At 44.7% G+C, this 22,809-nt stretch carries 24 protein-coding genes and 1 pseudogene; 11 read left to right on the forward strand and 14 right to left on the reverse strand.

What is annotated here, in order from left to right; translation table 11 throughout:
- Positions 1–35 precede the first annotated feature (35 nt).
- Complete coding sequence (locus Q0460_RS04270; protein WP_299085294.1) at positions 36–1,094, forward strand: hypothetical protein; 1,059 nt, start codon at positions 36–38, stop codon at positions 1,092–1,094.
- A 290-nt stretch (positions 1,095–1,384) separates the two neighbouring features.
- Positions 1,385–2,146 carry a hypothetical protein gene (locus Q0460_RS04275; RefSeq protein ID WP_299085297.1) on the forward strand — a complete coding sequence of 254 codons (762 nt, stop codon included), beginning with the start codon at positions 1,385–1,387 and terminating at the stop codon, positions 2,144–2,146.
- A gap of 297 nt (positions 2,147–2,443) precedes the next feature.
- On the opposite strand, the gene folP is transcribed toward Q0460_RS04275, so the two are convergent.
- Genes folP through Q0460_RS04300 form a run of 5 tightly spaced genes read right to left on the reverse strand, consistent with a single transcriptional unit; the run spans position 2,444 to position 6,408 of the window.
- The gene (gene folP, locus Q0460_RS04280) at positions 2,444–3,586 is read right to left on the reverse strand and encodes a dihydropteroate synthase (RefSeq protein ID WP_299085300.1); all 1,143 of its coding nucleotides are present in this window, start codon (positions 3,584–3,586) and stop codon (positions 2,444–2,446) included.
- Entirely contained in the window at positions 3,583–4,203 is a 621-nt protein-coding gene (locus Q0460_RS04285; RefSeq protein ID WP_299085303.1) for a DNA polymerase III subunit delta', read from the reverse strand. The genes folP and Q0460_RS04285 overlap by 4 nt, the downstream gene beginning before the upstream one ends.
- The gene (locus Q0460_RS04290; RefSeq protein ID WP_005873254.1) at positions 4,200–4,733 is read right to left on the reverse strand and encodes a HobA family DNA replication regulator; all 534 of its coding nucleotides are present in this window, start codon (positions 4,731–4,733) and stop codon (positions 4,200–4,202) included. The genes Q0460_RS04285 and Q0460_RS04290 overlap by 4 nt, the downstream gene beginning before the upstream one ends.
- Complete coding sequence (locus Q0460_RS04295; RefSeq protein ID WP_299085306.1) at positions 4,733–5,938, reverse strand: aspartate kinase; 1,206 nt, start codon at positions 5,936–5,938, stop codon at positions 4,733–4,735. Before Q0460_RS04295 ends, Q0460_RS04290 begins: the two co-directional genes overlap by 1 nt.
- Positions 5,938–6,408: an RNA pyrophosphohydrolase gene (locus tag Q0460_RS04300; protein ID WP_177387908.1), complete on the reverse strand. Its 471-nt coding sequence runs from the start codon at positions 6,406–6,408 to the stop codon at positions 5,938–5,940. The genes Q0460_RS04295 and Q0460_RS04300 overlap by 1 nt, the downstream gene beginning before the upstream one ends.
- Before the next feature lie 136 nt (positions 6,409–6,544).
- Between Q0460_RS04300 and hemW the strand changes: the two genes are divergently transcribed.
- The 6 genes and pseudogenes from hemW (at position 6,545) to Q0460_RS04330 (ending at position 11,716) form a co-directional block, all read left to right on the forward strand.
- Positions 6,545–7,618, forward strand: coding sequence for a radical SAM family heme chaperone HemW (gene hemW / locus Q0460_RS04305; RefSeq protein ID WP_299085309.1), 1,074 nt, complete (start codon positions 6,545–6,547; stop codon positions 7,616–7,618).
- Between the two features lie 57 nt (positions 7,619–7,675).
- Positions 7,676–7,945, forward strand: a pseudogene (tatB, locus tag Q0460_RS04310) (Sec-independent protein translocase protein TatB); the annotation flags it as partial.
- A 468-nt stretch (positions 7,946–8,413) separates the two neighbouring features.
- Positions 8,414–9,169 (forward strand): twin-arginine translocase subunit TatC, encoded by a 756-nt coding sequence (gene tatC, locus Q0460_RS04315; protein WP_299085312.1) that lies wholly within the window; start codon positions 8,414–8,416, stop codon positions 9,167–9,169.
- Position 9,170: 1 nt separating this feature from the next.
- Positions 9,171–10,190, forward strand: a complete 1,020-nt coding sequence (queA, locus tag Q0460_RS04320; protein ID WP_299085315.1) for a tRNA preQ1(34) S-adenosylmethionine ribosyltransferase-isomerase QueA — start codon at positions 9,171–9,173, stop codon at positions 10,188–10,190.
- On the forward strand, positions 10,187–11,224 hold the full coding sequence (locus tag Q0460_RS04325) for a hypothetical protein (protein WP_299085318.1): 1,038 nt from the start codon (positions 10,187–10,189) through the stop codon (positions 11,222–11,224). The genes queA and Q0460_RS04325 overlap by 4 nt, the downstream gene beginning before the upstream one ends.
- A 39-nt stretch (positions 11,225–11,263) precedes the next feature.
- Positions 11,264–11,716, forward strand: a complete 453-nt coding sequence (locus Q0460_RS04330; protein ID WP_299085321.1) for a hypothetical protein — start codon at positions 11,264–11,266, stop codon at positions 11,714–11,716.
- Positions 11,717–12,318: 602 nt separating this feature from the next.
- Here Q0460_RS04330 and Q0460_RS04335 read toward each other — a convergent pair.
- The 8 genes from Q0460_RS04335 to Q0460_RS04370 form a co-directional block, all read right to left on the reverse strand.
- Positions 12,319–12,648, reverse strand: a complete 330-nt coding sequence (locus tag Q0460_RS04335) for a hypothetical protein (RefSeq protein ID WP_299085324.1) — start codon at positions 12,646–12,648, stop codon at positions 12,319–12,321.
- A 264-nt stretch (positions 12,649–12,912) separates the two neighbouring features.
- Entirely contained in the window at positions 12,913–13,218 is a 306-nt protein-coding gene (locus Q0460_RS04340; RefSeq protein ID WP_299085327.1) for a hypothetical protein, read from the reverse strand.
- A gap of 115 nt (positions 13,219–13,333) precedes the next feature.
- Complete coding sequence (gene rpsR / locus Q0460_RS04345; RefSeq protein WP_295151385.1) at positions 13,334–13,594, reverse strand: 30S ribosomal protein S18; 261 nt, start codon at positions 13,592–13,594, stop codon at positions 13,334–13,336.
- 13 nt (positions 13,595–13,607) lie between these two features.
- Entirely contained in the window at positions 13,608–14,210 is a 603-nt protein-coding gene (locus Q0460_RS04350; protein WP_298081922.1) for a single-stranded DNA-binding protein, read from the reverse strand.
- Positions 14,211–14,220: 10 nt separating this feature from the next.
- Positions 14,221–14,634 carry a 30S ribosomal protein S6 gene (gene rpsF / locus Q0460_RS04355; protein WP_299085330.1) on the reverse strand — a complete coding sequence of 138 codons (414 nt, stop codon included), beginning with the start codon at positions 14,632–14,634 and terminating at the stop codon, positions 14,221–14,223.
- Between the two features lie 84 nt (positions 14,635–14,718).
- Positions 14,719–15,723 (reverse strand): DNA polymerase III subunit delta, encoded by a 1,005-nt coding sequence (locus tag Q0460_RS04360; RefSeq protein WP_299085333.1) that lies wholly within the window; start codon positions 15,721–15,723, stop codon positions 14,719–14,721.
- On the reverse strand, positions 15,723–17,645 hold the full coding sequence (locus Q0460_RS04365) for a ribonuclease R family protein (RefSeq protein ID WP_299085336.1): 1,923 nt from the start codon (positions 17,643–17,645) through the stop codon (positions 15,723–15,725). Before Q0460_RS04365 ends, Q0460_RS04360 begins: the two co-directional genes overlap by 1 nt.
- A complete protein-coding gene (locus tag Q0460_RS04370; RefSeq protein WP_299085339.1) occupies positions 17,642–18,886 on the reverse strand; it encodes a hypothetical protein in 1,245 nt (414 codons plus the stop codon). The genes Q0460_RS04365 and Q0460_RS04370 overlap by 4 nt, the downstream gene beginning before the upstream one ends.
- A 465-nt stretch (positions 18,887–19,351) precedes the next feature.
- On the opposite strand from Q0460_RS04370, the gene Q0460_RS04375 reads away from it, so the two are divergent.
- The 3 genes from Q0460_RS04375 to Q0460_RS04385 all read left to right on the forward strand — a co-directional run bounded on the left by Q0460_RS04375 (position 19,352) and on the right by Q0460_RS04385 (position 22,463).
- Positions 19,352–20,371, forward strand: a complete 1,020-nt coding sequence (locus tag Q0460_RS04375; protein ID WP_299085342.1) for a hypothetical protein — start codon at positions 19,352–19,354, stop codon at positions 20,369–20,371.
- Between the two features lie 284 nt (positions 20,372–20,655).
- Positions 20,656–21,360 (forward strand): hypothetical protein, encoded by a 705-nt coding sequence (locus tag Q0460_RS04380; RefSeq protein WP_299085345.1) that lies wholly within the window; start codon positions 20,656–20,658, stop codon positions 21,358–21,360.
- Positions 21,357–22,463, forward strand: a complete 1,107-nt coding sequence (locus tag Q0460_RS04385; RefSeq protein ID WP_299085348.1) for a hypothetical protein — start codon at positions 21,357–21,359, stop codon at positions 22,461–22,463. The genes Q0460_RS04380 and Q0460_RS04385 overlap by 4 nt, the downstream gene beginning before the upstream one ends.
- On the opposite strand, the gene Q0460_RS04390 is transcribed toward Q0460_RS04385, so the two are convergent.
- Complete coding sequence (locus Q0460_RS04390) at positions 22,442–22,765, reverse strand: hypothetical protein (RefSeq protein ID WP_299085351.1); 324 nt, start codon at positions 22,763–22,765, stop codon at positions 22,442–22,444. The genes Q0460_RS04385 and Q0460_RS04390 overlap by 22 nt on opposite strands.
- Between the last annotated feature and the right edge of the window lie 44 nt (positions 22,766–22,809).

Raw genomic sequence — 22,809 nt, forward strand, 5'->3', positions numbered from 1 at the left:
TATAATGCAAGCAAAATTTGATTTAAGGAGAAAAAATGGGGCTATTCGGTTTGAGCAAAAAGGCTGAAAAGGCGCAGGAGCCGAGCACATTCGCGGACAGAGTGGATAAATTTTGGGCGGAATTTAGCGGCGTGATAGATGAGATCAAGGCCGATCTGGCGGCGGAAGAGTTTGAAAAGGCGATGCATAAGACCGACGAGAAGCTTCGCATCTGCCTTGCCGAGCCCTATTTTATGACGGGGCTTGCGGGCGATAAGCTCGATCTAGTGCTAACTCCCGAGGGTATGAGACATCGCCTATTTTGGCTAAATTTTATCAAAAACGCTATGCCCAAGCAGCTCGAGGGCAGAATGCTCTGCACGCTCGGAAAGCCGCGTGCGCCGCGAGGTATCGGCGGGCTTGAGATGTACGACACGCGCGTAAGCGCCGAGGAGTCGATGATCTACGCGCAGTTTAACGAAAGCGACGTGGATATTAAAATTTACAACGAAAACCTAGCGGCTCTGCTTGCGCAGGACGAGAGTAAGGCGGGCAATCTGAGCTTCATCCTGCTTGATAATATCATCGGCGAGACGACGGTCATTAACACCTTGGGCATGCTTGAAGTGCTAGGTGCGCCGCAGGAAAACGGCGTGCCGTTAAGCGAATTTGCCGATCTGATCGATGAGAAATTCGGCGAAAAAGCTGCGCGCGAACCGCTAAAGAATTTTTTCAGTTACAAGATGGAGCCCCGCGGAAGCGAGGTGCGCGAGGACGTGATCGTGGGCACCACCTGCCTGCGAAATCTCATAGGCGAGTACCTAGGCGGCAAGCGCGACATCTATAACGAAGCCTTCGAGCTCGGCATCAAATTTTGCTTTCTTAGCATTAATAACGGCGGCGACATGCAGGCGGGCTTTGATCTGCGAAACAAGATCGAGGACGAGGAGTTGGAGAGCTGCAGCTCGTTTTTGGAGATAATCGGCGGCGCAACCGGGCAGAAGCGCGCATACATCGATCTCATCTGCTATGACGAGGAAAGGCTGAAAGAAAAAGTAAGCGAGCTTTACAAAAAATATGGCGCGAATATACAAATCCACGACTTTAAGCGGTAGCGGCATCTGTTTTGCGGCAGATAAATTTGAAATTTTGCGCCATCGCGGAAAATAAATTTAAAATTTACCGCGCCGCACGCTTTTCGTTCGATTTTACCATTTCGCCGACACGCGGTAAAATTGAGCGAGCCGTGAGCTTGCGATATAAATTTTTGGCGATTTATCAGCAAATCTGGATTAAATTTGTGAGGTTCGCAGTGTGAATTTACGATGATAAAATTTTGCTTCGGTTTCGGCGCAAAGCGCACCGATTAAGAAACTTAGGGAAGATAAAATTTTAAGGGACGAACATGAAAATTATCTCGAAATTTAAAGATAATTACGATTTTATGGTGTCAAAATATGGGACTGACGAGACTTTAGTCTATGACCGCAGAAACTCTACTCTAGTCGATGCGGACGAGCTATGGAGGCTTGACGAGGGCGATAAAAAGGTCTTTGAAAGGAAGCTTAGCGGGTACCGTTTTATCGGCGGTAAATTTATAAACTGGAGCAAAACGGACGTAAATAAGCTGCCGCGCCTGCTTCACTCCGCAATTTTCATCGGCAAAAATTTAGTCCATATTTTCGCCTCTCAGGATAAAATTTATACAAGCCTAGAATTTGACGAGACGGAGCTAAGAAGGCAGTATTGGGAAGACAGAACTTTGAGCTTTAGCGATGGATTTCGCGCCCATATCGTCTCGTGGCTAGGCAAGGTCGGCGAGCAGGCTACGCGCGAGGAAATTTTGCAGCTCGTGGCGCCCAAAAGCGAGCGCAAAACGACGCTAAAAAATATTGTTCGCGACGATAAAATTATAAGCAAAGATGAAATTTTGAGCGCCCCAATCGTATTTTTTAAGCTCACACAGGACATTCACACCGCAGCGATAAATCCACAGCTTAACGCGATGAGGTTTTATCTGAACGCCGATTTCGTCTGGCAAAGCTTAGTCGAGTTTTTATCCGCCAAAAAGGACGCCTCTGCCCCGGCAGGCACTATACCAAATGATATAAAAATCGCTAGCAAGGGCTTTGACGTAAAGCGCTCATTTCGCCCAAAAATGAAATAACTCGGCTCGCGCAGCAAATAATCCGTACAATCGTCGCTAGAATTTATCCTGCTTTACTTCGCTGTTTTGACGCGCCTCATAAATAGAGCGAAATTTTATAAATTTTTATAAGTTTCGACGAGCAAGCGCATGAAAGTTTAGGCGCAAAATAAAACGCGGATGAAATTCTGCAAAAGCTCTTTCGCAAAATTTTAAAAGAATTAAAATATTTCTTTGAGGAAATTTAGAATTCTGCATAAGGCAAATTTACAAAAATCTCGTGAAAAATATGGAATTTCGTGAAAATTCCGCAAAATTTTAAAATTTTACCGCAGCAGCATCCATCGCGCGCATTAGCCGCAGCATCTGAACGTGTTCGAAAACATCGTGCGTGCGGATGATCGCAGCGCCGTTTAAAGCGGCGATCTGGTGCAGATACAGCGAACCTGCGAGCCTATCCGCGACCGCAGAGGGGCTATAAAAATCGATAACGCTCTTTCTGCTCGCGCCTACAAGCAGCGGGCAGCCGAAGTGCAAGAAATGCTGCAAATTTTTAATCAGCACCAAATTTTGCTCGGCGGTCTTGCCAAAGCCGATGCCCACGTCAAGGATGATCTTTTTAAGCCCTGCGCTTTGCAGCTGCTGCAAATTCTGCGCAAAAAACTCATCAATCTCGCCCATCAGATCGTCATATTTGGGCGCAAGCTGCATATTTTGCGGCTTTCCTTGCATGTGCATCAGCACGTAAGCGGCGTCGTAGCGGAGCGCAAGCGGAGCAAGAGTAAGGTTTGCGCTTATATCGTTGATGATGCTAAAGCCCCGATCTAGCGCAAATTCCAAACAATACTCATCGAAGCTATCGAGGCTAAATTTAGCCTTTTCGTGCAGACGCAGGCGATAAATTTCGTTCACGATGTCCTTTATGCGCGCAAACTCCTCATCTCTGCCGCAGTACTGGCTGCCCGGGCGCGAGCTCACGCCGCCGATATCGATAATAGCGGCGCCCTGCTCGATCATCTTTTCGATCTTGCAGATCGCCTCTTTTAAGCTTGCCGCGCGGCTTGCGGGGTTGAAGCTATCGGAGTTGATATTGACGACGCCCATTATTTCGCAGCTTTGCGGCTTAGCAAATTTCTCGCTTAGAAATTTCGCGAGCTCTTTTAGCCCAAAATCCTGCAGCGCTTCCTTCTGCGCTAAAGCCTCAATCTGGCGGTCATTTGCGATCAAAACCGCGTCCGTACCTTCGCGCCCTAGGATCACCCCTTCGTTGCACGCAAGCTCGGCGCCGATACTAAGGGCATCCTGTTTTAAAATATTCGCCGCTGGTGCGCGCAGATCTTTTAGATAGAAAAAGTTTAGGTGCGATTTTTTCTGCATTATCGCCCGCCCCGCATTTCGCACGCCGATACGCTCGCAAATCAGCGCAAAATCGACTTCGTTTGAAATTTTATAAATTTTCATCTTTTCTCCTCGATCATCAACAGTAACGGAGTAAGCACGGCGTGGGCTTTGGCGTTATGCTCGGCGAGGTAACTCAAGCGGTCAATGCGCTGCAATTCATCGCCGCTTAGACTGATGCCTGCTTCGAAGCACTCTAGCGCGATCTCGCCGATAAGCGCTTTTAGCGCCGTCTTATCCAGCTCGCCCTTACGCTCCAGCGCGATCTGCGCGTCGATAAACTCCACCGCTTCCTTTAGGCTGAGCCTAGCTAAGTTTAGCCCGGTGCGGTATCTGGGCTTTCGTACGCAGAGGTTTTGCACGATCAGGCGCGAGCGGATAGTAGGCAGCAGGGCGTTGATGAAGGGGGTGATCAGGAAAAACACTGTATTTTTAGGCGGCTCCTCTAAAATTTTAAGCAGGGCGTTTTGCGCCTCCTCGCCGAATTTCGTAGCGGCGATGACGATGATTTTATCCTCGCGCTCGGCGACGTAGGCTTCGTCAATGATCTTTCGCGCCTCGTCGATCTTAAGCTCAACGCTTTCGAAAAACCTTAAATTTTTGCGCGGAATTTCAGCTAAAATTTTATCTTTAAAGCCCTCATAATCGTTCGTTAAAACGATTTGATTTATGATTTTCAAAGCACCACTTCGTCAAAAAGCACGGCGTCTATGCTTTTGTCTAAAATTTTAAAAAGCTGGATAAGTTTGAGATCGAGGCTCGGATCGCTCTCGCTCATGTAGAAGCTATTTTGCAGCCTCTCGTCGATGAGCCACAGATAGCTATCCTCGTGGCTTTTGGCGATCTTGGCTAGCGGATGGTTGCCGTTGCCGATGTAAAAATATATAAAGCCGTTGGCAAATGCGAGACTTAGCATATCGTTTAGCAGCAGCGCGTCCTCCAGGCTATTTACTCCGCCGCGGTAGAGCGAGCGCAGCGAAAAAAATGGCAACAGCGGGCGGGAGTTGGTAGAGGAGTTGATCTTTTTGATGATGTATTCGCTAAACCAACTTCGCTCATCGTCGCAGATGACGATGAAAGCAAAGCCGTCGTGGAGGAATTTTAGCTTTGATGCTAAAAGCGGCGTCCAGTCCTCCTTGCGATCCTCGAGCCACTCAAGTCCGGGCTCGGAGCGCATCGCCGTAACGCTCCAAGTGTGCAGATCCTGCATTATTTATCCAAATCGTAGGCTTTATGCAGCGCGCGCACGGCGAGCTCGCCGTATTTAGCCTCTACGATCATCGAAATTTTGATCTCGCTCGTGGAGATCATCTGGATATTTATCCCTTCATCCGCAAGCGTCTTAAACGCCTTGCTGGCTATGCCGCTGTGGCTTTTCATACCTACGCCTACCAAAGAAACCTTTACAATGTCGGCATCTGATTCGATGATGGAATTCGGATTTGGATTTACCTCTTTCATTACCATATAGGCCGTCTCTAGCTCGTTTTGCGGCACAGTAAAGCCCAAATTAGTCTCACCGTTTCGTCCGATATTTTGCACGATCATATCGACGTTGATCTCCTTGCTTGCAAGCGCGGAGAAAATTTCAGCCGCGACGCCGGGGCGATCCTCTACGTTTCTAATCGTGATTCTTGCTTGATTTTTATCCAGTGCAATGCCGCTAATTACCGCATCTTCCATCTTTTCTTCTCCTGTTATGAGTGTTCCTTCATGATCGTTAAAACTGCTTCGCGTCACCAAATTTACGTTTAACTTCTTCGCAAGCTCGACGCTTCGATTTTGCAAAACCTTCGCTCCTAAGCTCGCAAGCTCAAGCATCTCGTCGTAGCTGATGCGATCAAGCTTCTTGGCCTTGGGCTCGATGCGCGGATCGGTCGTATATACGCCGTCTACGTCTGTGTAAATTTCGCACAGATCGGCATTCAGTGCTCCTGCGACGGCGACTGCGCTAAGATCGCTTCCGCCTCGCCCGAGCGTAGTTACCTCACCTGCGGTACTAATGCCCTGAAAGCCCGCGACGACGACGATTTTGCCCTGCTTTAGCGCTTCTTGCATGCTTTTTGGATCGATCGAGACGATGCGAGCTTTGGTGTGAAAATTATCCGTCACGATGCCCGCGCCTCGCCCGCTAAACGCGATCGCAGCATAGCCCTTGGCATTTAGCGCGATAGCTAAAAGTGCGCTCGTAACGCGCTCGCCAGAGCTTAGCAGCACGTCCATCTCTCTGCCTACGGGAGTTTTAGTAAAAAATTCCGCCTGCTCGATGAGCTGATTAGTAACGCCGCTCATCGCAGAGACGATTACCGCGACATCGTGCCCTTCGTTTTTAGTCTTTATCACGCGCTGCGCGACCGCCTCGATCCGCTCTAGCGTACCGACGCTCGTACCGCCGTATTTTTGAACAATCAGCATTAAATGTAACCCTCCTCCTTAAAATATTTTAAAACCGTCGCGTAAATCGGCTTTTTGAAGTGATTTACGTGCCTTAAAACCTCATTCGCGCCTACGAATTTAAATGCGTCGAACTCCGGAAGTTTAGTATTGATGTTTATATCGGCTAAGCTTCGCAATCTCACCAAAAAATACCTTTGAATTTGCCCGTCGTATGGGCGCATCTTTTGAGCTACCCCATCGGGAAAGTCATAGCTGAGCCACTTCGGGCACTCAGCGATGATATCGACTTTGCTTGTTCCGATCTCCTCACCGAGCTCTCTGCGGATAGCCATCGTAGGCGTCTCACCATCGTCGATACCGCCTTGAGGAAACTGCCAAGCGCCTTTGATGTCGCTTCGTTGCGCGATTAAAATTTCGCAATTAAACGGATACGAGGGCGAAAGTACGATTGCAGCGACATTCGGTCTGTAATTTTTCTCTTTTTCCATCTCGTTTTCTCACAAAAAATTTCTCAAAATTCTACCTAAAAATATTAAAATTTGCGTTAAGAGGCTTAAAATTTATATAAATTTTCAAATTAATTCGCTAAATTTTGCGACGTAAATTTAGCCTATAGGACCGCCCTTGCACATCTACATCCACGTGCCGTTTTGCACCTCCAAATGCCCGTATTGCGCCTTTGGCTCCTTCAGCGATAAGTTTAGCCTCGCAAAAAGCTACTTTCGCGCGCTTGAGTTTGAGGTGCGCGACTTTTTGGCGAAAAATCCGCACGCGCAAATCTCGACGCTTTTTATCGGCGGAGGCACGCCAAGCGCCGTAGATGCAGGGCTTTATGATGAAATTTTTGCACTGCTTGCGCCGCATTTCGCCGCTAAAGCCGAAATCAGCTCAGAAGCCAACCCAAACTCCGCTCACCCGGCTTGGCTTAGGGCGATGCGCGGTCTCGGCGTAAATCGCATCAGCTTCGGCGCACAGAGCTTCAACGACGCCAAGCTAAAGTTCCTCGGTCGCGCGCACAGTGCGGCGCAGATTTTTCTCGCGGTGCAAAATGCCAAAGCAGCAGGCTTTGACAATATAAATTTAGATCTAATCTACGCGAGCAAATTTGACGATAAAAGGAATTTAAAATTTGAAATGGATGAGCTTGCGCGCTGCGAAGTGCCGCATCTAAGCGCCTATGCGCTAAGCCTTGAGGAGGGTACGCCCTTTTTTGGGCGCGAAAGCTTTAAAAAGGAAAGTGCGGCTCTAGCTAAATTTCTCTTTGCTCTTGCGGCGGATAGCGGCTTTAGTCAGTATGAAATTTCAAATTTTGCCGCGCGCGGACTGCGCTGTAAGCACAATCTCGCCTACTGGCGCGGCGAGGATTACGCGGGATTTGGGGCATTTGCGGTCGGAACTAGCGGGCAAGTGCGCCTTAGCTCGCCTAAAAATTTGCGAGATTACATCGCAGATCCGCTGCAAAAACAGCGCGAAGCTCTAAGCGCGCAGGATAAAAAGCTTGAGCGCATATTTCTCGGGCTGCGCTGCGTTTTGGGGCTTGAGGCGCGGATTTTAGACGCAGCGGAGCTAAGCAATGCGCAGCTGCTCGCACGCGAAAAAAAGCTGAAATTTGCCGAGGGTAAATTTTATAATCCCAACTTTTTGCTCGCCGACGAGATTGCGCTTTTTATCACGCAAGAAAGCCGCCGCGGGCACTAAATTTAAGATTAATGAAATTTTAGTTACAATACGCCACTTTTTACGTTAGGAAATTTTATGTTTGGTATCAGTATGCCTGAAATTACGGTCATTTTAATCATCGCGATAATTGTGCTGGGGCCCGAAAAGCTTCCAAAAGTCCTGGTCGAGCTTGCGAAATACTTCAAAGTCATCAAAAAAGCCATCAACGACGCAAAATCTAGCTTCGATCAGGAGCTTCGCATCGCCGAGCTCAAAGAGGATGCCAAAAAATATAAAGAGAGCATCACGCAAGCAAGCGAGGGTGTGCGCAAAAAGCTCACGTTTGAGGAGCTCGACGAGATCAAAGGCGGCATCGATTCGGTCAAGGAGACGCTAAATGCGGGGCTAAAAGGCGCGGAAAGTTCGCTTAAAGAAACGCTTAACTCGGACGCCGCCAAAGATACGCTAAATTCTGCGGAGGTCTCGGCACAAAAACAGAATGAGACGGCAAATTTAAAAGCAAATTCGAGCGGAGAAAATTCCGCGCAAAGCTCTGCCCGCGCCGCAAACTCTACGCAAGGCTCCGCTGGCAGCGCAACAAATTCCGGAGCCGGAGACAAAAGCAAAAATTCTAACATCGAAAACGAAAGCAAAAATTCCATGCCGAGCACGGACGGCGGCGCGGGAAATTCTGCGCAAAATACAAACGCGAGCGGCGAAGCAAAAAGCGCCGCGCAAAATTTGAATGCAAATTTAAACGGTGATGCGCAAAATTCTATGCAAAATTCCGCGCAAAATAACGATACGCAAAAATCATAATGAGAGAGAAATTTAATGTTTGAAGAGCTAAAACCCCATCTAGCCGAGCTTCGCAAGCGCCTAGTGATCTGCGTGCTGTCCGTCATCGTCCTTTTTATCGCGTGTTTCGGCTTTTGGGAGGATATTTTAGGCTTTATGACCCGCCCGCTGGTGCGCGTACTTCCCAAGGGCAGCGAGATCATCTTTACCCAGCTCGGCGAAACGTTTTTTACCGCGATGAAGGTATCGTTTTTCACCTCGCTGCTTCTAGCGATGCCGATAATTTTCTGGCAGGCGTGGCTTTTCGTAGCGCCTGGGCTTTACGACAACGAGAAAAAATACGTCATTCCCTTCGTTAGCGGCGCGAGCATTATGTTTTTTTTAGGCGCGGCGTTTTGCTATTTTTTCGTAATCCCAGTCGCATTTAATTTCTTGGTAAATTTTGGCGCCAAGCAATTTACTGCGATGCCTACGATCGGCGAATATGTAGGCTTTTTCGCTAAGCTCGTCGTCGCATTCGGCATCAGCTTCGAGCTTCCTGTAGTAACCTTTTTCCTCGCTAAGATCGGGCTTGTGACGAACAAAAGCCTGAGCGATTTTTTTCGCTACGCAATCGTCATTATTTTCATCTTTGCAGCGGTGATGACGCCACCGGACGTGCTTAGTCAGTTTATGCTCGCAACTCCGCTAATTGCGCTTTATCTGCTTTCGATCTTCATCGCCAAAATGATAAATCCGTATAAGCCTGAGGATGACGAAAGCGAAAATCCCACGGACGTAGCGCAGGCGTGAGATGGCAGATCTAAATTTAGTTGGCAGCTACGATTACGAGCTTCCTAGCGAGCTCATCGCAAGCGCGCCCGTGATGCCTAAACAAAGCGCGCGCCTGCTGATCTACGACCGCGCCAAGCAGCAGATCACTCACGCGCACTTCGGCGATCTGGCGGACGCCCTGCCGCCCTGCGATATTATTTTTAACGACACGCGGGTGATTAAGGCGCGCCTTTTCGGTCATAAAAACAGCGGCGGCAAGATCGAACTTCTACTAAACTCGCCGCTTGAGGGCAATAAATTTAGCGCCTATATTCGCGGCAGCGTCAAAGTAGGTAGCGAACTTAGCTTTGAAGCCTGCCTTAATGCGCGCGTTTGCGAGCTGATGGAAGGCGGGCTTCGCATCGTGCAGTTTGAACGCGGCGGCAAAGCTTTAAACACCCACGATGTTTTTGAAATTTGCGAACGTATCGGTCATGTGCCGCTGCCGCCATATATTAAGCGCGCCGATACCAAGCAGGACGAGAGCTGGTATCAAAGCATATTCGCGCGCGAGCAAGGCGCCGTCGCCGCACCCACCGCGAGCCTTCATTTTAACGATGCGATGCTAAACGATCTGCGCAAAAGACACGAAATTTATTTTATCACGCTGCACGTAGGCGCGGGCACCTTTAAGCCCGTGGAAGTAGCGGATCTGCGCGATCATAAGATGCACGGCGAGCTCTACTCTATCCCGCCGCAGACCGCGCAAATTCTAAAAAGCGAGCGAAAAATTTTAGGCGTGGGTACGACAGTTACAAGAACGATCGAAAATTTCGCACGCAACGGGCAAAGCAGCGGGATCTGCGAGCTGTTTTTGCACCCGGGCAATCCGCCGATAAGACAGAATTTTTTGCTTACAAATTTTCACCTACCAAAATCCACGCTGATAATGCTCGTAGCGAGCTTCATCGGCCTTGAGCGCACGCTTGAGCTCTACCGCATCGCAGTGGAGCAAAGATACCGCTTCTACTCCTATGGCGATGGGATGCTTGTGCTATGAAAGCCGTGGTTTTAGGCGCGCTAGCAATATTGGCTGCGACGGCAGGCTTTGCGGCAAGAAAACTTTTTGCTAAAAAGCCCGCTGTAAGCGGCAAAATTTTCTCCGCTGCGCCTAAAGCCAAAGAAAGCGATTCCGTCGTGCCTAGGCGCGAGGATATCGCGCAGATCGATATTTTAAAAATTTTAAAATTTCAAAGTGAAATTTTATTTGAGGAGTGCACGAAATACGACAGCACGCTCTATCTTAGCTTCCCACCGCAGCTGCCACGTATCTACGGCGGCGAGGTGCTAAATCTCACTAGCGCGGTCTTTGACGCGTGCGAGTTTTTCCTGCAAAATATCGCTGAACCAATCCGCGTAAGCGTGGAATTTAGCAGTAAGGAACTTAGAGCAAATATGAGCTCTATCAAGCTCGACGTTCGCGTAGGCATCGATCGCGAGCTAAAGGATCCGCGCACCTATGCGCTTAAAAGTGCACTAGAAAGCGCTGCTAGCACGGATGATGAGTATCTTACTTCGGCGCAGACCCATTTGCGTGCACTCGGTTCGCATCCGAGTATTGGAGCTGACGGGCGCGGGACGTTCTTTAAAATGGATGCAGTACTTAGCTGCTTCGCACAGCAGAGCTTTAGCGCTAAAAAATACGACTACAACGTCATAATCACGCATAAAAACCGCGCGATCTTCGAGGAACTGAGAGATTTTTTGAGCGGGCTTGGCTGCGACGTGATGCCAAACTCCAACTGGGAGAGCGCGAAGAGGCACCTAAACGACTTCATCTACGTAGCCGACGTCGTCATCCTTGACGCCGAGATACTGCGCGCCAATATAAGCGAAATAAACTACCTCAACGCGCTGGAAAAAGATGGGGTATTTTTCATATTTTTGCTTAAAAACAAGCACTCGCTCAAGGTGCTGGAGGGGCTAAGCTTTAAATTTTTCAAGCTCGAAATGCCATATTTCTACGACGAGTTTTACGCCACGCTTGATCTCATCGAAAAGATCAAAAACGATGAGAATTTCTTGGGGCTGTAGCGAACAGGCAGCGATAAATTTAAAACCGAAGAGATTGAAGTGCTATATTTTGACTTAGATTGGATCAAGGGCAATATAAAAGATAGTGAATATGCCTTAAGGCAGCGGCGGTACGAGGCGTATTTGGCAGGGCTGCATAAAAATATGCATACGCTAGAAAGAATTTTTGCGGGCATAAACTTCAATGATGCGCTATTGCTACCCAAAAAACAAATCAATGAAAAGTTGCATTTGAAATTTTACATCGGAGATTTGCAAAATGGATATTATGAACTAAAATGCGTTATGAGCTCGGATCAAAGATGCGATGCGGCGCCCGGCGAAATAATAACGAGCGAGATATTTTACAAAAATGGCAATTACCGCTTCTCTTTCATCCTTACCTGCCTGAAGGAATACGCCGTTAATTTTTCCAGGATAGATAGCCTTAAATTTAACGCGATTTCGCAAAGAAAATATAGCCGCGAGTTTAAGAAACTGAAACTTTCATAGCAAATTCAAACCTCGGTTTTTACGTATAAAATTTCATCCACTAAAGATTACGCCTCGGCATTTATCTCATTTGCAGCTCGAAATTAAAAAACGCTAATGAGCTGGGTTTTGAGAGGTATGGATTTTGATTTAGGCACGAGCTTTTTGACAAACGATACGAGCTTCGGAGGTATAAGAATTTTAGCTTTTCGTGACTTAGAATGTGTCGCATGTTTCAGGTCAAAGCGTAGCGATGAGAGATAAAATTTTGCTCGCTCGAGTGCTGAGGCATTATGCTTTTAGAAAAGATACAAAGTAACGTAAATTTAGCTGTGCCTTGTAGCTGAAATCCATTAAATTTAAGCCAGAATCATTCGGCGACAGTGTCATTCACCAAACCCTCTAAGGCAAAATCTCTAAATTTAAGTTCTGGACGTCATATGCAAGCAGATTTCCTTCTGCCCTTAAAGCATTCAAATCATATTAAAATTTGAGCTTCCAAACGAACCTAAAGAAATTTTGACAATCACTACGTTGCATTTAAAAGCGCGCTCGATAAGAGATATAAAAAAACCAGCAAATTTTAAAATTTAGCCAGACGAACTTTGCTTGCGATTTCAATTTTATCTTCTGCCCTCTTTTTTAGCCCTGACCGCTTCATAAAGCTCGTCGATCGAAGTCGCGGATGAGCCCGAATATTTCTGCGCCGCTTGCATGGTCTTTTTGCCCCATTTACCATCAATCATCACACCGTAGCCACCGAACATCAAACTACGTTGGATATAATAGACTTTATCTTGCTGCGTCATATTTTGTTGCTTCTGCACTTCGCGCTCAGCATCTTTTGCCTGCTCACTTTTATAAACAGCATCAGCCGTAAAATATGCTAGCACTAAAGCTCCAACGATCGGAACGACAAGGGTAACAAATCTATTATTTACGTTAGAAGTCAAGCCTTCTAAAAATGCCTTTGCAACGCAAAACACTATAAAGCCCGGAATAAAAGCGAGAACGGCATTGAAGCCACCACCTATCACGTATACGAGCATACAGACTAAAATAAATAGCTACAAGCCCCTCACCCAAACCGCTACCGACGAGGAAGGCTAGGAAAAATTCATAATTTATCTTTAAATATTTTCGCGGTAAAACTCTCTGATTTTAAATTTAATCAAAGAGTTTTGAAATTTAATCGCCGATTTAAGGATTAGCAAGGGCTACTTAACGTGCTTCATAGTCCTCGTAAATTCTGGGCTATGATCTTTTGATAGTACCAACAAAGAATATAAAACTAAAATTACACCAATAAAAATAAGAAAAACACTTATGAGTCCAAAATCATATTTAATAAAACTATATAACCCTAAGACAAAAGCCCCTATGCCAATTAAAAAAACTATAAACCACGATCTTTGATAAGAGATCTCCGCTTGACATCCACTGCATACGATTGCTCCGTATTTGATGTCGTCTTTGCCACAAAATGGGCACATTAAATGATCCGGATGTTCATTCTCTGCCATAATTTCTCCTTTAAAAAAATATGATGAAATTATATATTGATATTATAAGGGTGAACTTAAAATTTTAAAATTTAAAGTTTAAAAGAGAATTTTAGCGGCTTTGCACCGCTAAAATTTAAAGATTTTCGAATGGATTTACGACCACGTCTTTGCGATCAACGATGTAAGGTATAAGGGCTGCTTGGCGCGCGCGTTTGATAGCCTTTTCTACCATCTCTTGGTATTTTTTGCTGGTGCCGGTTAAGCGACGCGGCATAATCTTAAAGCGCTCGCTTAAGCAGTGCTTTAGCAGCGCCGTGTCCTTATAATCGATAAATTCGATCTTTGCCTCCGTAAATTTGCAATACTTCCTAGTATATTTTCTCTTATCTGCCATGATTTTTCCTTAATTAAAATGGGATCGTGTCGTTGCCGTCATCGTATTTATCGGCATCGACGTCGACTTCCGGAATCGTGCTTTCGTAACTCTGCTCTTTTTGTTTAGGCGCGTTGTAATCGTTTTTTGCGCCTCTTGAATTTGAGTTTTGTCTGTTAGCATAGCTATTTCCGCCGCCGTAATTACCACCGCCGCCATAGTTAGAATTTCCTCCGCCATAGCCGCCGGAGCTTCCGCCATAATTGCCGCCCTCATAATTACCGCCTTGATTATAGCCGCCGCTTCCACCTTGATTGCTTCCTAGCATCTCCATCGTATCTACGCTGATGGAGTGCTTGCTTCGGTTCTGTCCATTTTGATCTTGCCACTGATCTAGCTTTAAGCGGCCTTCGATCAAAATTTTACTGCCTTTTCGCAAGTATTGGTTTGCGATCTCGGCCGTACGACCGAAAAAATCTATGTCTATAAAGCACGTTTCTTCGCGTTTCTCGCCGTTTGAGCTATTGTATCTGCGTGTGACGGCGATGCCGGTTTTGCCTACGGCGGTACCCGTTTGCAGATATCTAAGCTCAATATCTCGAGTCAAATTACCTACCAAAACTACTTTATTGAACATATTTTATCCTTTATTCGCCCTCTTTGGCTTCTTCTTCAGGCTCTTTTGGCTCTACCGGCGCTTTTGGCTCGCGCTCTTTTTTCGCAGGGCTTAGTTTGATACCTTTGCTTAGCTTATCCCAAGCGGAAATTTCACGCTTAGTCTCATATTTGACGGTCAAAAATCTAATGATATCTTCGGTGATGCGCAGATTTCTAACAAGTTCGGAGATCAAGCTCGGCTCGGCCTTAAAATAGATTACGAAATAAACTCCGCGCTCATATTTGTCGATCTTATAGGCTAGCTTTCTAGCGCCCATTTCGATTACGGAAGCGATCTCTCCGCCGTTTTTGGTTATGATTTCTTTGACGAAATCGACTTTTGTTTTAACTTCATCGTCGGTAAGCGTGGGCTTAACGATGAATAAAACCTCGTAGTTTCTCATAAATTCTCCTTATGGATTTTAGCTCGCAAACGGTGTCTGCGGGCAAGGATTTTGCAAAAAATGCGAGAGGATATTACTAAAATTTCACTTAATATTTGCTTTTTGCCCGAGCGAACTTAACAGCATGCGCTGCAACCTCAAAAACGACGCGAGCAAAAGCTCATCCTTTGCCGCGTTCTTTTCACTTTTGAGTTCAAATTCCAAATCGTTTAAGTGAGCAAAAATTTTATAAAACGTCCGCGTAGAAAAGCTAGTGGCGTAGCGCTGCATCTGTGCGGTCACGGAAGGGGGCGGCTGGTAGCCTAAAACTGCCTTAAAATCAAATCTGCCGTTTATTTTCACGTAAGCGTGCAGGCGAAAAATTCTATAAATCAGGCGGTAGAAATAATTTATCAGCTCCATCTCGTTGTATCCGCCACCCAGAGCCATTTTGTAAAAATCTACGCGAAAATCGCAAAGGCTGAAAATTTTATCGAAAAGCTCGTCGTAGCTCACCTCGCTAAGACCATAAACCATCAAATTTACGTTTTGCAGGCTAAGCTCAAGCCCCAAACTTGCAAATTTTTCTATCTCGCTCGCGCTTAGGCTCAGGCTTTCGTTGTGGATGGCATAGATCCTGCTAAGCGCGGCAGTATTTGCAAAAAGCCCGCACATCTCGCATTTTTGCGCAAGCAGCGCTATGGCTTCGTTTACGCCCGAGGGTTTGAAAAATCTAACCTCGTTTCGTTCAAATTCTTTGATAAAATCCGCGCTCACCGAAATTTCGCTATCGTTTAGCTCGTAGATCAGATGATTATTCGCGTCAGACTTACACAGCGCGATGAGCCTTCGCAGCTCCTCCTTTTTGATGAGCGAGGCGGTTTTGATATGAAGCGTATTGCTGCCGCCGAAAAGCGAGGGCTCTAAAAAGCTTCGCGCCGCGTCAAAATCATACTCCAAAAAATACAAACTCAAAAAATTTTCCGCGGCGTAAATTTGCTTCAGGCGCTGCGCGTAAAGCTCATTTGAAAAATCGTCTCCACCGCGCAAAAGCACGAAATTCGGCACTCTGCCGCTTGCGATAAGCCCGTCGAATTCTTTCCTATACATCAGATCTTCTTTACCACCCTGCCTAAAATCACTCCGCTAGCGATGTTTGCATCCGTAAGCTCTACCAGCACGGGCGTTAAAATGTCGCCGGCGAAATTTGAAACGAAAATTTTAGCCCCCTTTAGCTTGTCGTCTAGCTTTGCGGTGACGGAATTTCCATTTTCGTCGATATAGCAGCGGAATTTTTTGCCCAAATTTTCCGCGGCCCAGCGCGCAAATTTTCGGTCCATAAAATCAAACGCGACCTTGTCCGCCTCGCGCTCTAGCTCGTTTAGCCGCGCGCACGTCGCGTCGATGTTTAAAAGCAGGTAATTATAAAATTTCTCATCCCCCCTCATCTGCGCCTTTAGCAATCGGTGCAAAATGAGATCGGAATAGCGCCTGATCGGGCTTGTAAAGTGCGTGTAGTTATCAAATCCGAGCCCGAAATGCCCGCGCGATTCGGATGCGTACTCGGCGCGTTTTTGAGCCTTAATGATGAGCTTATCGACCTCCTCGCGTATCCCCATAGCATCGGCTTGCGCTTGGATTTCGCCGATCATCTTAGCAAGGTTGTTCTGATACGGCGCGTCGATGCCGAACAGCGCCAGATCGTCAAGCAGCGCGTAAATTTTTTTAAGCTCCGCCGAGCCGTGATTTCTAAAAACGCCCCGCTCGATGCGCGCCGCAGCGGCTTTGTTGGCTAGCAGCATACAATCCTCTATGAGCTTGTGCGACGGAGTGTCGGTCTCAAAGCGAGTGGAGCTTATAAAACCGCGCTCATCAAGCGTGATGCGAAGCTCCTTGGTGCGGAAATCAAATCCGCGCTTCAGCCTCGCGCGGCGCAGTCGCTCGCAAATTTCATTAAGCGGCAAGAGCCAGCTTAAAATTTCAGGCTCGCACGCCTTGCGGGTGCGTAAAATTTCATCGACCTCGTCGTAATCGTAGCGGCGCTTTGATCTTATGATCGCTTCAAAAAGCTCCTGCTTTTGCGGGTTTAAATTTTCATCCAAAGCGATTTTAAAAACAAAGGCCAGCCTCGGCAGATCCGGCATCAGCGAGCAGATGTTTTCGCTAAGCTCGCGCGGTAGCATCGGCACGGATCTGTGCGGAAAATATATCGAAAAGCCGCGAAATTTCGCCTCCTTATCGATCGGCGAGTATTCGCTTACATATTCGCTCACGTCGGCGATCGCGACGTAAAGCGTGCGCTCTTTTACGTCAAAATAGATCGCGTCGTCGAAGTCTTTGGCGTCGATGGGATCGATAGTGCAAAAGGGCAGATGCTGCAAATCTACACGCTGCGGATACAGCGCCTCGTCCACTTCGCCGCCGAAGCTCGCGGCTTGCTGCTTGCACGCTTCGTTAAATTCGTCGTTTTTATCGTAGATCGCTAAAGAAATTTTCTCATCGACGAAGGGATCGGATAAACTTCCAATCACCTCGGTGATCTCGTTCGTTAGATTATCAATCTTTAAAAGGGTGTTTGCGGGCAGCTGCTTTAGTGATTTTTGCGTGGCTTTGAGCGGATTTGCGAGGCCTGTTTTGACGTTCACGCCTAAAATTTCGCGCCCGAAGCTTTTGGTATAAACCACGCTCGTTAAAAACGCGGGCTTGACGCACATCAGCACTTTTGCGTGCAGGCGGGACTTTCTTGAGCTTAAAATTTTTGCTAGGATCAGATCGCCCAGATGCACGCCGCTTAAATATCTGTTTTCGATGATGAGATCTGCCTTGAAGCGATCGTCGAAGCTTTGCAGATAGCCCGTGCCGTCGCGCGCGATGTCGAGCCTGCCGAAAACATAGCCGTCGTTCAGATAGAGCTTGCCCTTGTGCGCGCTGATAGCACCGATATTTAAGAGGTTGCGCACGAGCTCCTTTTGCTCGCCGCTGAGATCCTTTTCAAATACGCCCGAGTTAAAGGCGCGCAGGAACTCTTTCATATCGAAATTTCGCCTTTCGCCTCTAAAAACGCCTCCTGCTCGAAGCCAAACTCGACTAGTAAATTTAAAGCGTTGTCGATGCTAAGCTCGTCGAAGTGATGGTAGATATTGACCGCGGTTTTGGCGATCTTTAGCATCGCGTAGCGGGATTTGTTCTCAAAAGGCACGTCGTCCGGGGCGTTTGAATACAGCGCGTCCTGCGCGATCTGCTCTAGCCCAAAATGCGCAAATAGCACGTGCGAGACGCTCTCGCGGTTCGTGCCGCAAAATTTCATCTCCACGTCGGTAAAATCCTGCGGAAAGATCGAGCCCTTGATGGCATGATAAAATTCCTCCGCCTTGCCCGCCGCGCACACCTGCTCGTCGATAAAAACCCGCCCGAACTCCACCAAAATCACGCTTGAAAGGATACTTTGCTCTATCTGCGGATAGGATTTGATCCACGAAAACATAAGTAGATTTCGCAGCAGCGAGACCTGCGTGAGCTTTTCGCGATCGATGCGATACGCCTGCAGGCTCGGCTTTAGCATCTCGTCAAATATCGCGAATAGAAAAAACGCCCGCATCTGCTCGCGCCCGTAAAGCTCAAAAGCTCGCTGTAAATTTAGCGTCTTTGATGTCGCGGCGCCCTGCTCTTGTCTCTGCTCCTGCGCTCTGCCCCATTCTTGCTCCTGTTTTTGCTGCTGCGCTTGCCCCTGCTTTTGTATCGGTTCTCGCCTATGCGCTCGTTCAGCTTGCGCGGAAATGCTCGAACCTGGCGCGCAATCGGCTCTTGCAGCGGCGTGCTGGTTTTGCCGCTGCGTATCGCTCGCGGCCTGCGAGGGGTTAAATTTAAAATTCCTGTCACTGCAGTTCGCGCCGTTTGCGTCATTTGAATGATTAAATTTAAGACTATCGCCCTGCCCTGCTAAGTCTGCGCCTTTTTGCTCGCTAGAGGTACACTCGTTTTGCCGCCACTCGTTTGCGGCGTCTTGCAAGCTGTGTTCTATGGGCTTTGCGCCTTGTAGATCGCGCCGCTCATCCGCAGCAGCAAAATTTTGCCTCGCGAGCCCTTCGGCGCTAAATTTAGACAAACCGCAAAAGGCCAAATCTAAAATTTTATCCGCAAGAGGGGCGTTTTTTGAAATTTGCAAAGCGAGCCTGGCGTCCGGAACATCCGCGTCAAACGATGCTAAAATTTTTAAAATTTCATCACTAAAACCCGCGAGTGCGCCTATTTTTTGGGTTATAAATTTATTCATTTTGAAAAGCCGTTCAATATAAATTTCGCACAATCATATCAAATTTTAACTCAAATTGCAAAGCAAAACGCCGCTGCTGCGTCTAAATTCCGCTTCGACTCGCGAAGCTTTTAAGCGCTTTTTTTGCGTTTGAAAATCGCAGATCAACCTACCTGTTTATCGTGACGGCAAAACTAAAATTTCATCCGCCGTTTTATAAAATCTTAATCCCCTTTCGTATAGAATGCATCGAAATTCCATTTATAAAGAGTCCAATGTAAACAGGAGCTTGAAGAGCTAAAAAGACTTAAAAACCGAAAATAATTTTAAGATGCTCAAGCTAATTTTAAAATTTCACATAAATTCAAGCAGATGAATTTATGTGAAATTTAATGACGAGCTAAGATATAGAGCAATAAAATATTGCTACTAAAAAAGTTCTTTGGGCTTTACAAATTTGCATATGTATTTTTATAAGGGTTAGATATGCGCAGTATAGTATTTCTTTTCATAATGCCCGCTTTTTTTACCATAAGCTTTTTTGTTGCCCTAATCGCCCCTAAAGGCAAACGCAAACGTTTTTGGCTTTTTGTTTGGTTTGTCGTATTTTTCGGTGACGGATTTATAGTTTCTGCCATATTTCACTGCTACGGATATTTATACGGCAAGATAAACGTCTACGAAAAGCCAGCTATCAGAGCATATTATGCCGGAGAAAAGAAATTTGATAGGTGGTTTCCGGTTTTAGATGATAATAATGACAGAGACTATACGGTCGATACAGCTTTCAAGGTATTGATAAACGGAAATTTGGACTATATAGATTACAAGGTCAAAGCAGAAAATAGTCCCAATAACGGTAAATATTTTAGGGTTTACGTCGATGATAACACTTCAAAAGAGTGCTTCCTCTCTCCTGACCGAACATTAAGAAATTTTTCAAAAAACGTCTCAATACCGTATAAAGAAATGGTTAAATTTCTAAACGATCTACAGCCAAATAATGAAAGCGAAGATAAAATAGCCAAAGAGATAAAATCGTTGCTTGATGGCGCAAACATCTCAGAGACTGATTTGAAACGAAAAGCGACCGAAATATTAAGATATATAAAATACGATGTAAAAGAGCTTCAAGAAATTTATAAAGACAAATGCGTAGCTCGCAAAGAAATCTCCAAAGATGAGATATCGGATATCGAAATAAAAATAAGATATAAGTATGACGATATTAAAGAGGAACCCAGCATAAAAACAATCTTTGATAACATGCTTGATATGGGATTTAATTACGGTGGACTAATAAAAGACAGAAATACAGGCGAGATACTAGCCGACAACACATACATCTATGAGTATTATCACTCTTGGATACTTCAGGCTTTTGTGAGTGCTTTGGGACAAGAATCAAATGACTCTTTTAGATTGTGTAACAAAAATGAAACTAATTCAATAGAAAAGTGTAATCAAAAGATGATAGAGGAATTCTTTAGAAAGGATAAAAAATGAGAAAGTTTGAGGCGCTAAAAACATATGCAGAGCTAGCATGGGCGGGGTATAGGGGATTGAACAATTAACAAGCTACGGTAAAAAAAGACTGCCATGGATTTTGGGTTTAACCGAGGGCTAATTCAGATCAAACAGATCCAAATATCAAATTTGCAAATTTAAATTTACTTGTTGTTTGAATTCAAAAGCAATAGCAAGTTTAAATTTGTAAATTCATAAAATTCAGTATCAGCGATACTGACCGATATTGAATTTAAAATGAAATTGTATAAAAAGGATGAAAGGTGGATAATGATGTTTTTAATAAAAACAAGAATTTAAGGGATTATGACAAAGAGCCGATTGTTATAAAAGATTACAAACCACAAGTAAATTTGATTGGTATATTTTTAATGATTTTAGCTTTTATTATTTTGTGTATCGCAAAACCAGAAAAAGTCAATGGTTTTACGATTTTATCTCTTATGGTAGCAATTCCTTACATTATGAAATTTTTGGGCAAAAATTATTTTATTCTGAAAAATGAAATGATAAGCCAAATTAAAAATGATAAATCTTTTGATTTTATGCAAGTAAAAAATATTAAAAATGTTAAATTTAGCGTTGATTTTAGAGATGGAAGCGAACAAATTTCACTAGTTGCCAAAATTTTACTTTTGATTATTATTTCTACATACATATACGCAATTTTTGCATTTAATGAGCCTATTATTTTGTTTTTTATTTTTGCACTTATCGTTGTATTTTATGCAATTCCAAAAATCATAACTCATACAATAAATGGTGGCAAAATCAATGATAGCGTTTATGATTGTCTTACCATTTACAGCAAAAATGGAAAAGTGATGAATATTATGATTTGCAACGACAAAGAATTTAAAGAATTTAAAAAATACTTTTTAGAAAATGTGAAATTAAATATTTCAAATGCTAAAACTAGCTTTGGAATTTTTGATAAAAATTTTTATAACACAAGGAGCGAACGATGAATTCAACAGGTAGCAGAGAAGCGAAAGCAAGAGTTGCTTTGGATAAAGCTGAAAAAAATATTATTGAAAAATTTACTAAATTCAATCTTTCTGAAAATAGTAAAGATAATTTAGAAAATATTCGTAAAATGTGGAATAGTGCAAGCAGTGGTTATAGTATTGCTGCAAATTTCACTGATATACCCGAAAAGATTTTAAAAAGCAAAGCTAGGGCTATTGTTTTGTTTGTAGAAACCGCAGCAGGAAATGTGTTAATTGATAGTACTATGGGTGAAAGCAAAATGAAACAAATGGTTGGGGCGTTAGGAGATGCAATTATTGCTGGTGCGGCATTATTGACACCGCAAGGTTGGATAATTACTGGTGTAAATTTGGCATTATCTCTTGTTGATTGGGATTTGGGAAGTATATTTAAGAAAATATATGGAGAAGATAACAATAATATAAATATTACCTCAAATGGCTTTATAGAAGTTAGGAATAATGATAGTTCTATTTATACAAGACCATTATCGACACAAGCTAGAAAAATTTTAAACATTAATGGTGAGCCAAGTGGTTCTATATTTGGCGATAGGAAAGGCGATATATTGTTCGGCAGTAGTGGAGATGACTTGCTTCAAGGCAGAAGCGGAAATGATTTACTATTAGGCGGAGCCGGCTATGATACATACTTTACCGACGGCAAAGACACTATAAGAGATGAGGATGGAAAAGGTCAGGTATATTTTTATGGTCGCAAACTAACAGACGGCACTCAAATAGAAAAAGGCTCAAACATATATAAAACAAAAGACAATATAAAATATGAACTAATTGATAATAAGCTTATAGTAAATGATAGCCTTATTATAGAAGACTTTAATCCATACCAAGAGTGTCTTGACATAACCCTACACAAAGCAGATGAGATAGCAGTAAATGTATCAAATGCAAATGCAGTAGAAAAAGCAGGAAAGATGAATTTTACAATCTCACTTAGTAGAGAGCTAAGGGAGGGTGAATTTGTAAAAGTAACCATACCTGCCATAAACGGCAATGAAGCAAAAACTTATATGTTTATGCACCATAGCAACCCAAACTATACGCTAGGAGCAGCATAGAGCATGTATTTACTGGTAGCACAAATTATGAATATTAACAATATTCTAGCCCCTTCAAATGTTATTTCGTCGGCATTACCTAAAACCTTGATTAACTTGCCACCTTGCGTATAGTGATAGTGTCTATGCATTTTAATCGTTCCATCTCTGGCTGGTGAGCTATAAAATTTAACGGCTATAAAATCATCTAAGACTTCGACCATAGTGCGCTTATATTGCGGCAAGATAAAATTCCTGACTACTTTATCAGGATCTGATTTAAAAATTGGATTATCCTTAATTTTAGTAAAAACTTCTGTCATCTTTCTTCCTTTGCATAGTAATTTTAGGCAGATTATAGAATTTC

Source organism: uncultured Campylobacter sp. (genome assembly GCF_937980635.1).
Lineage (GTDB): Bacteria > Campylobacterota > Campylobacteria > Campylobacterales > Campylobacteraceae > Campylobacter_B.

What these genes read in the sequence shown, in the direction of transcription:
- Q0460_RS04270 (WP_299085294.1), top strand. Translation starts at nt 36, where the DNA reads ATGGGGCTATTCGGTTTGAGCAAAAAGGCTGAAAAGGCGCAGGAGCCG.
- Q0460_RS04275 (WP_299085297.1), top strand. Translation starts at nt 1,385, where the DNA reads ATGAAAATTATCTCGAAATTTAAAGATAATTACGATTTTATGGTGTCA.
- folP (WP_299085300.1), bottom strand. Translation starts at nt 3,586, where the DNA reads ATGAAAATTTATAAAATTTCAAACGAAGTCGATTTTGCGCTGATTTGC.
- Q0460_RS04290 (WP_005873254.1), bottom strand. Translation starts at nt 4,733, where the DNA reads ATGCAGGATCTGCACACTTGGAGCGTTACGGCGATGCGCTCCGAGCCC.
- Q0460_RS04295 (WP_299085306.1), bottom strand. Translation starts at nt 5,938, where the DNA reads ATGCTGATTGTTCAAAAATACGGCGGTACGAGCGTCGGTACGCTAGAG.
- Q0460_RS04300 (WP_177387908.1), bottom strand. Translation starts at nt 6,408, where the DNA reads ATGGAAAAAGAGAAAAATTACAGACCGAATGTCGCTGCAATCGTACTT.
- tatC (WP_299085312.1), top strand. Translation starts at nt 8,414, where the DNA reads ATGTTTGAAGAGCTAAAACCCCATCTAGCCGAGCTTCGCAAGCGCCTA.
- queA (WP_299085315.1), top strand. Translation starts at nt 9,171, where the DNA reads ATGGCAGATCTAAATTTAGTTGGCAGCTACGATTACGAGCTTCCTAGC.
- Q0460_RS04325 (WP_299085318.1), top strand. Translation starts at nt 10,187, where the DNA reads ATGAAAGCCGTGGTTTTAGGCGCGCTAGCAATATTGGCTGCGACGGCA.
- Q0460_RS04340 (WP_299085327.1), bottom strand. Translation starts at nt 13,218, where the DNA reads ATGGCAGAGAATGAACATCCGGATCATTTAATGTGCCCATTTTGTGGC.
- rpsR (WP_295151385.1), bottom strand. Translation starts at nt 13,594, where the DNA reads ATGGCAGATAAGAGAAAATATACTAGGAAGTATTGCAAATTTACGGAG.
- Q0460_RS04350 (WP_298081922.1), bottom strand. Translation starts at nt 14,210, where the DNA reads ATGTTCAATAAAGTAGTTTTGGTAGGTAATTTGACTCGAGATATTGAG.
- rpsF (WP_299085330.1), bottom strand. Translation starts at nt 14,634, where the DNA reads ATGAGAAACTACGAGGTTTTATTCATCGTTAAGCCCACGCTTACCGAC.
- Q0460_RS04360 (WP_299085333.1), bottom strand. Translation starts at nt 15,723, where the DNA reads ATGTATAGGAAAGAATTCGACGGGCTTATCGCAAGCGGCAGAGTGCCG.
- Q0460_RS04365 (WP_299085336.1), bottom strand. Translation starts at nt 17,645, where the DNA reads ATGAAAGAGTTCCTGCGCGCCTTTAACTCGGGCGTATTTGAAAAGGAT.
- Q0460_RS04370 (WP_299085339.1), bottom strand. Translation starts at nt 18,886, where the DNA reads ATGAATAAATTTATAACCCAAAAAATAGGCGCACTCGCGGGTTTTAGT.
- Q0460_RS04375 (WP_299085342.1), top strand. Translation starts at nt 19,352, where the DNA reads ATGCGCAGTATAGTATTTCTTTTCATAATGCCCGCTTTTTTTACCATA.
- Q0460_RS04385 (WP_299085348.1), top strand. Translation starts at nt 21,357, where the DNA reads ATGAATTCAACAGGTAGCAGAGAAGCGAAAGCAAGAGTTGCTTTGGAT.
- Q0460_RS04390 (WP_299085351.1), bottom strand. Translation starts at nt 22,765, where the DNA reads ATGACAGAAGTTTTTACTAAAATTAAGGATAATCCAATTTTTAAATCA.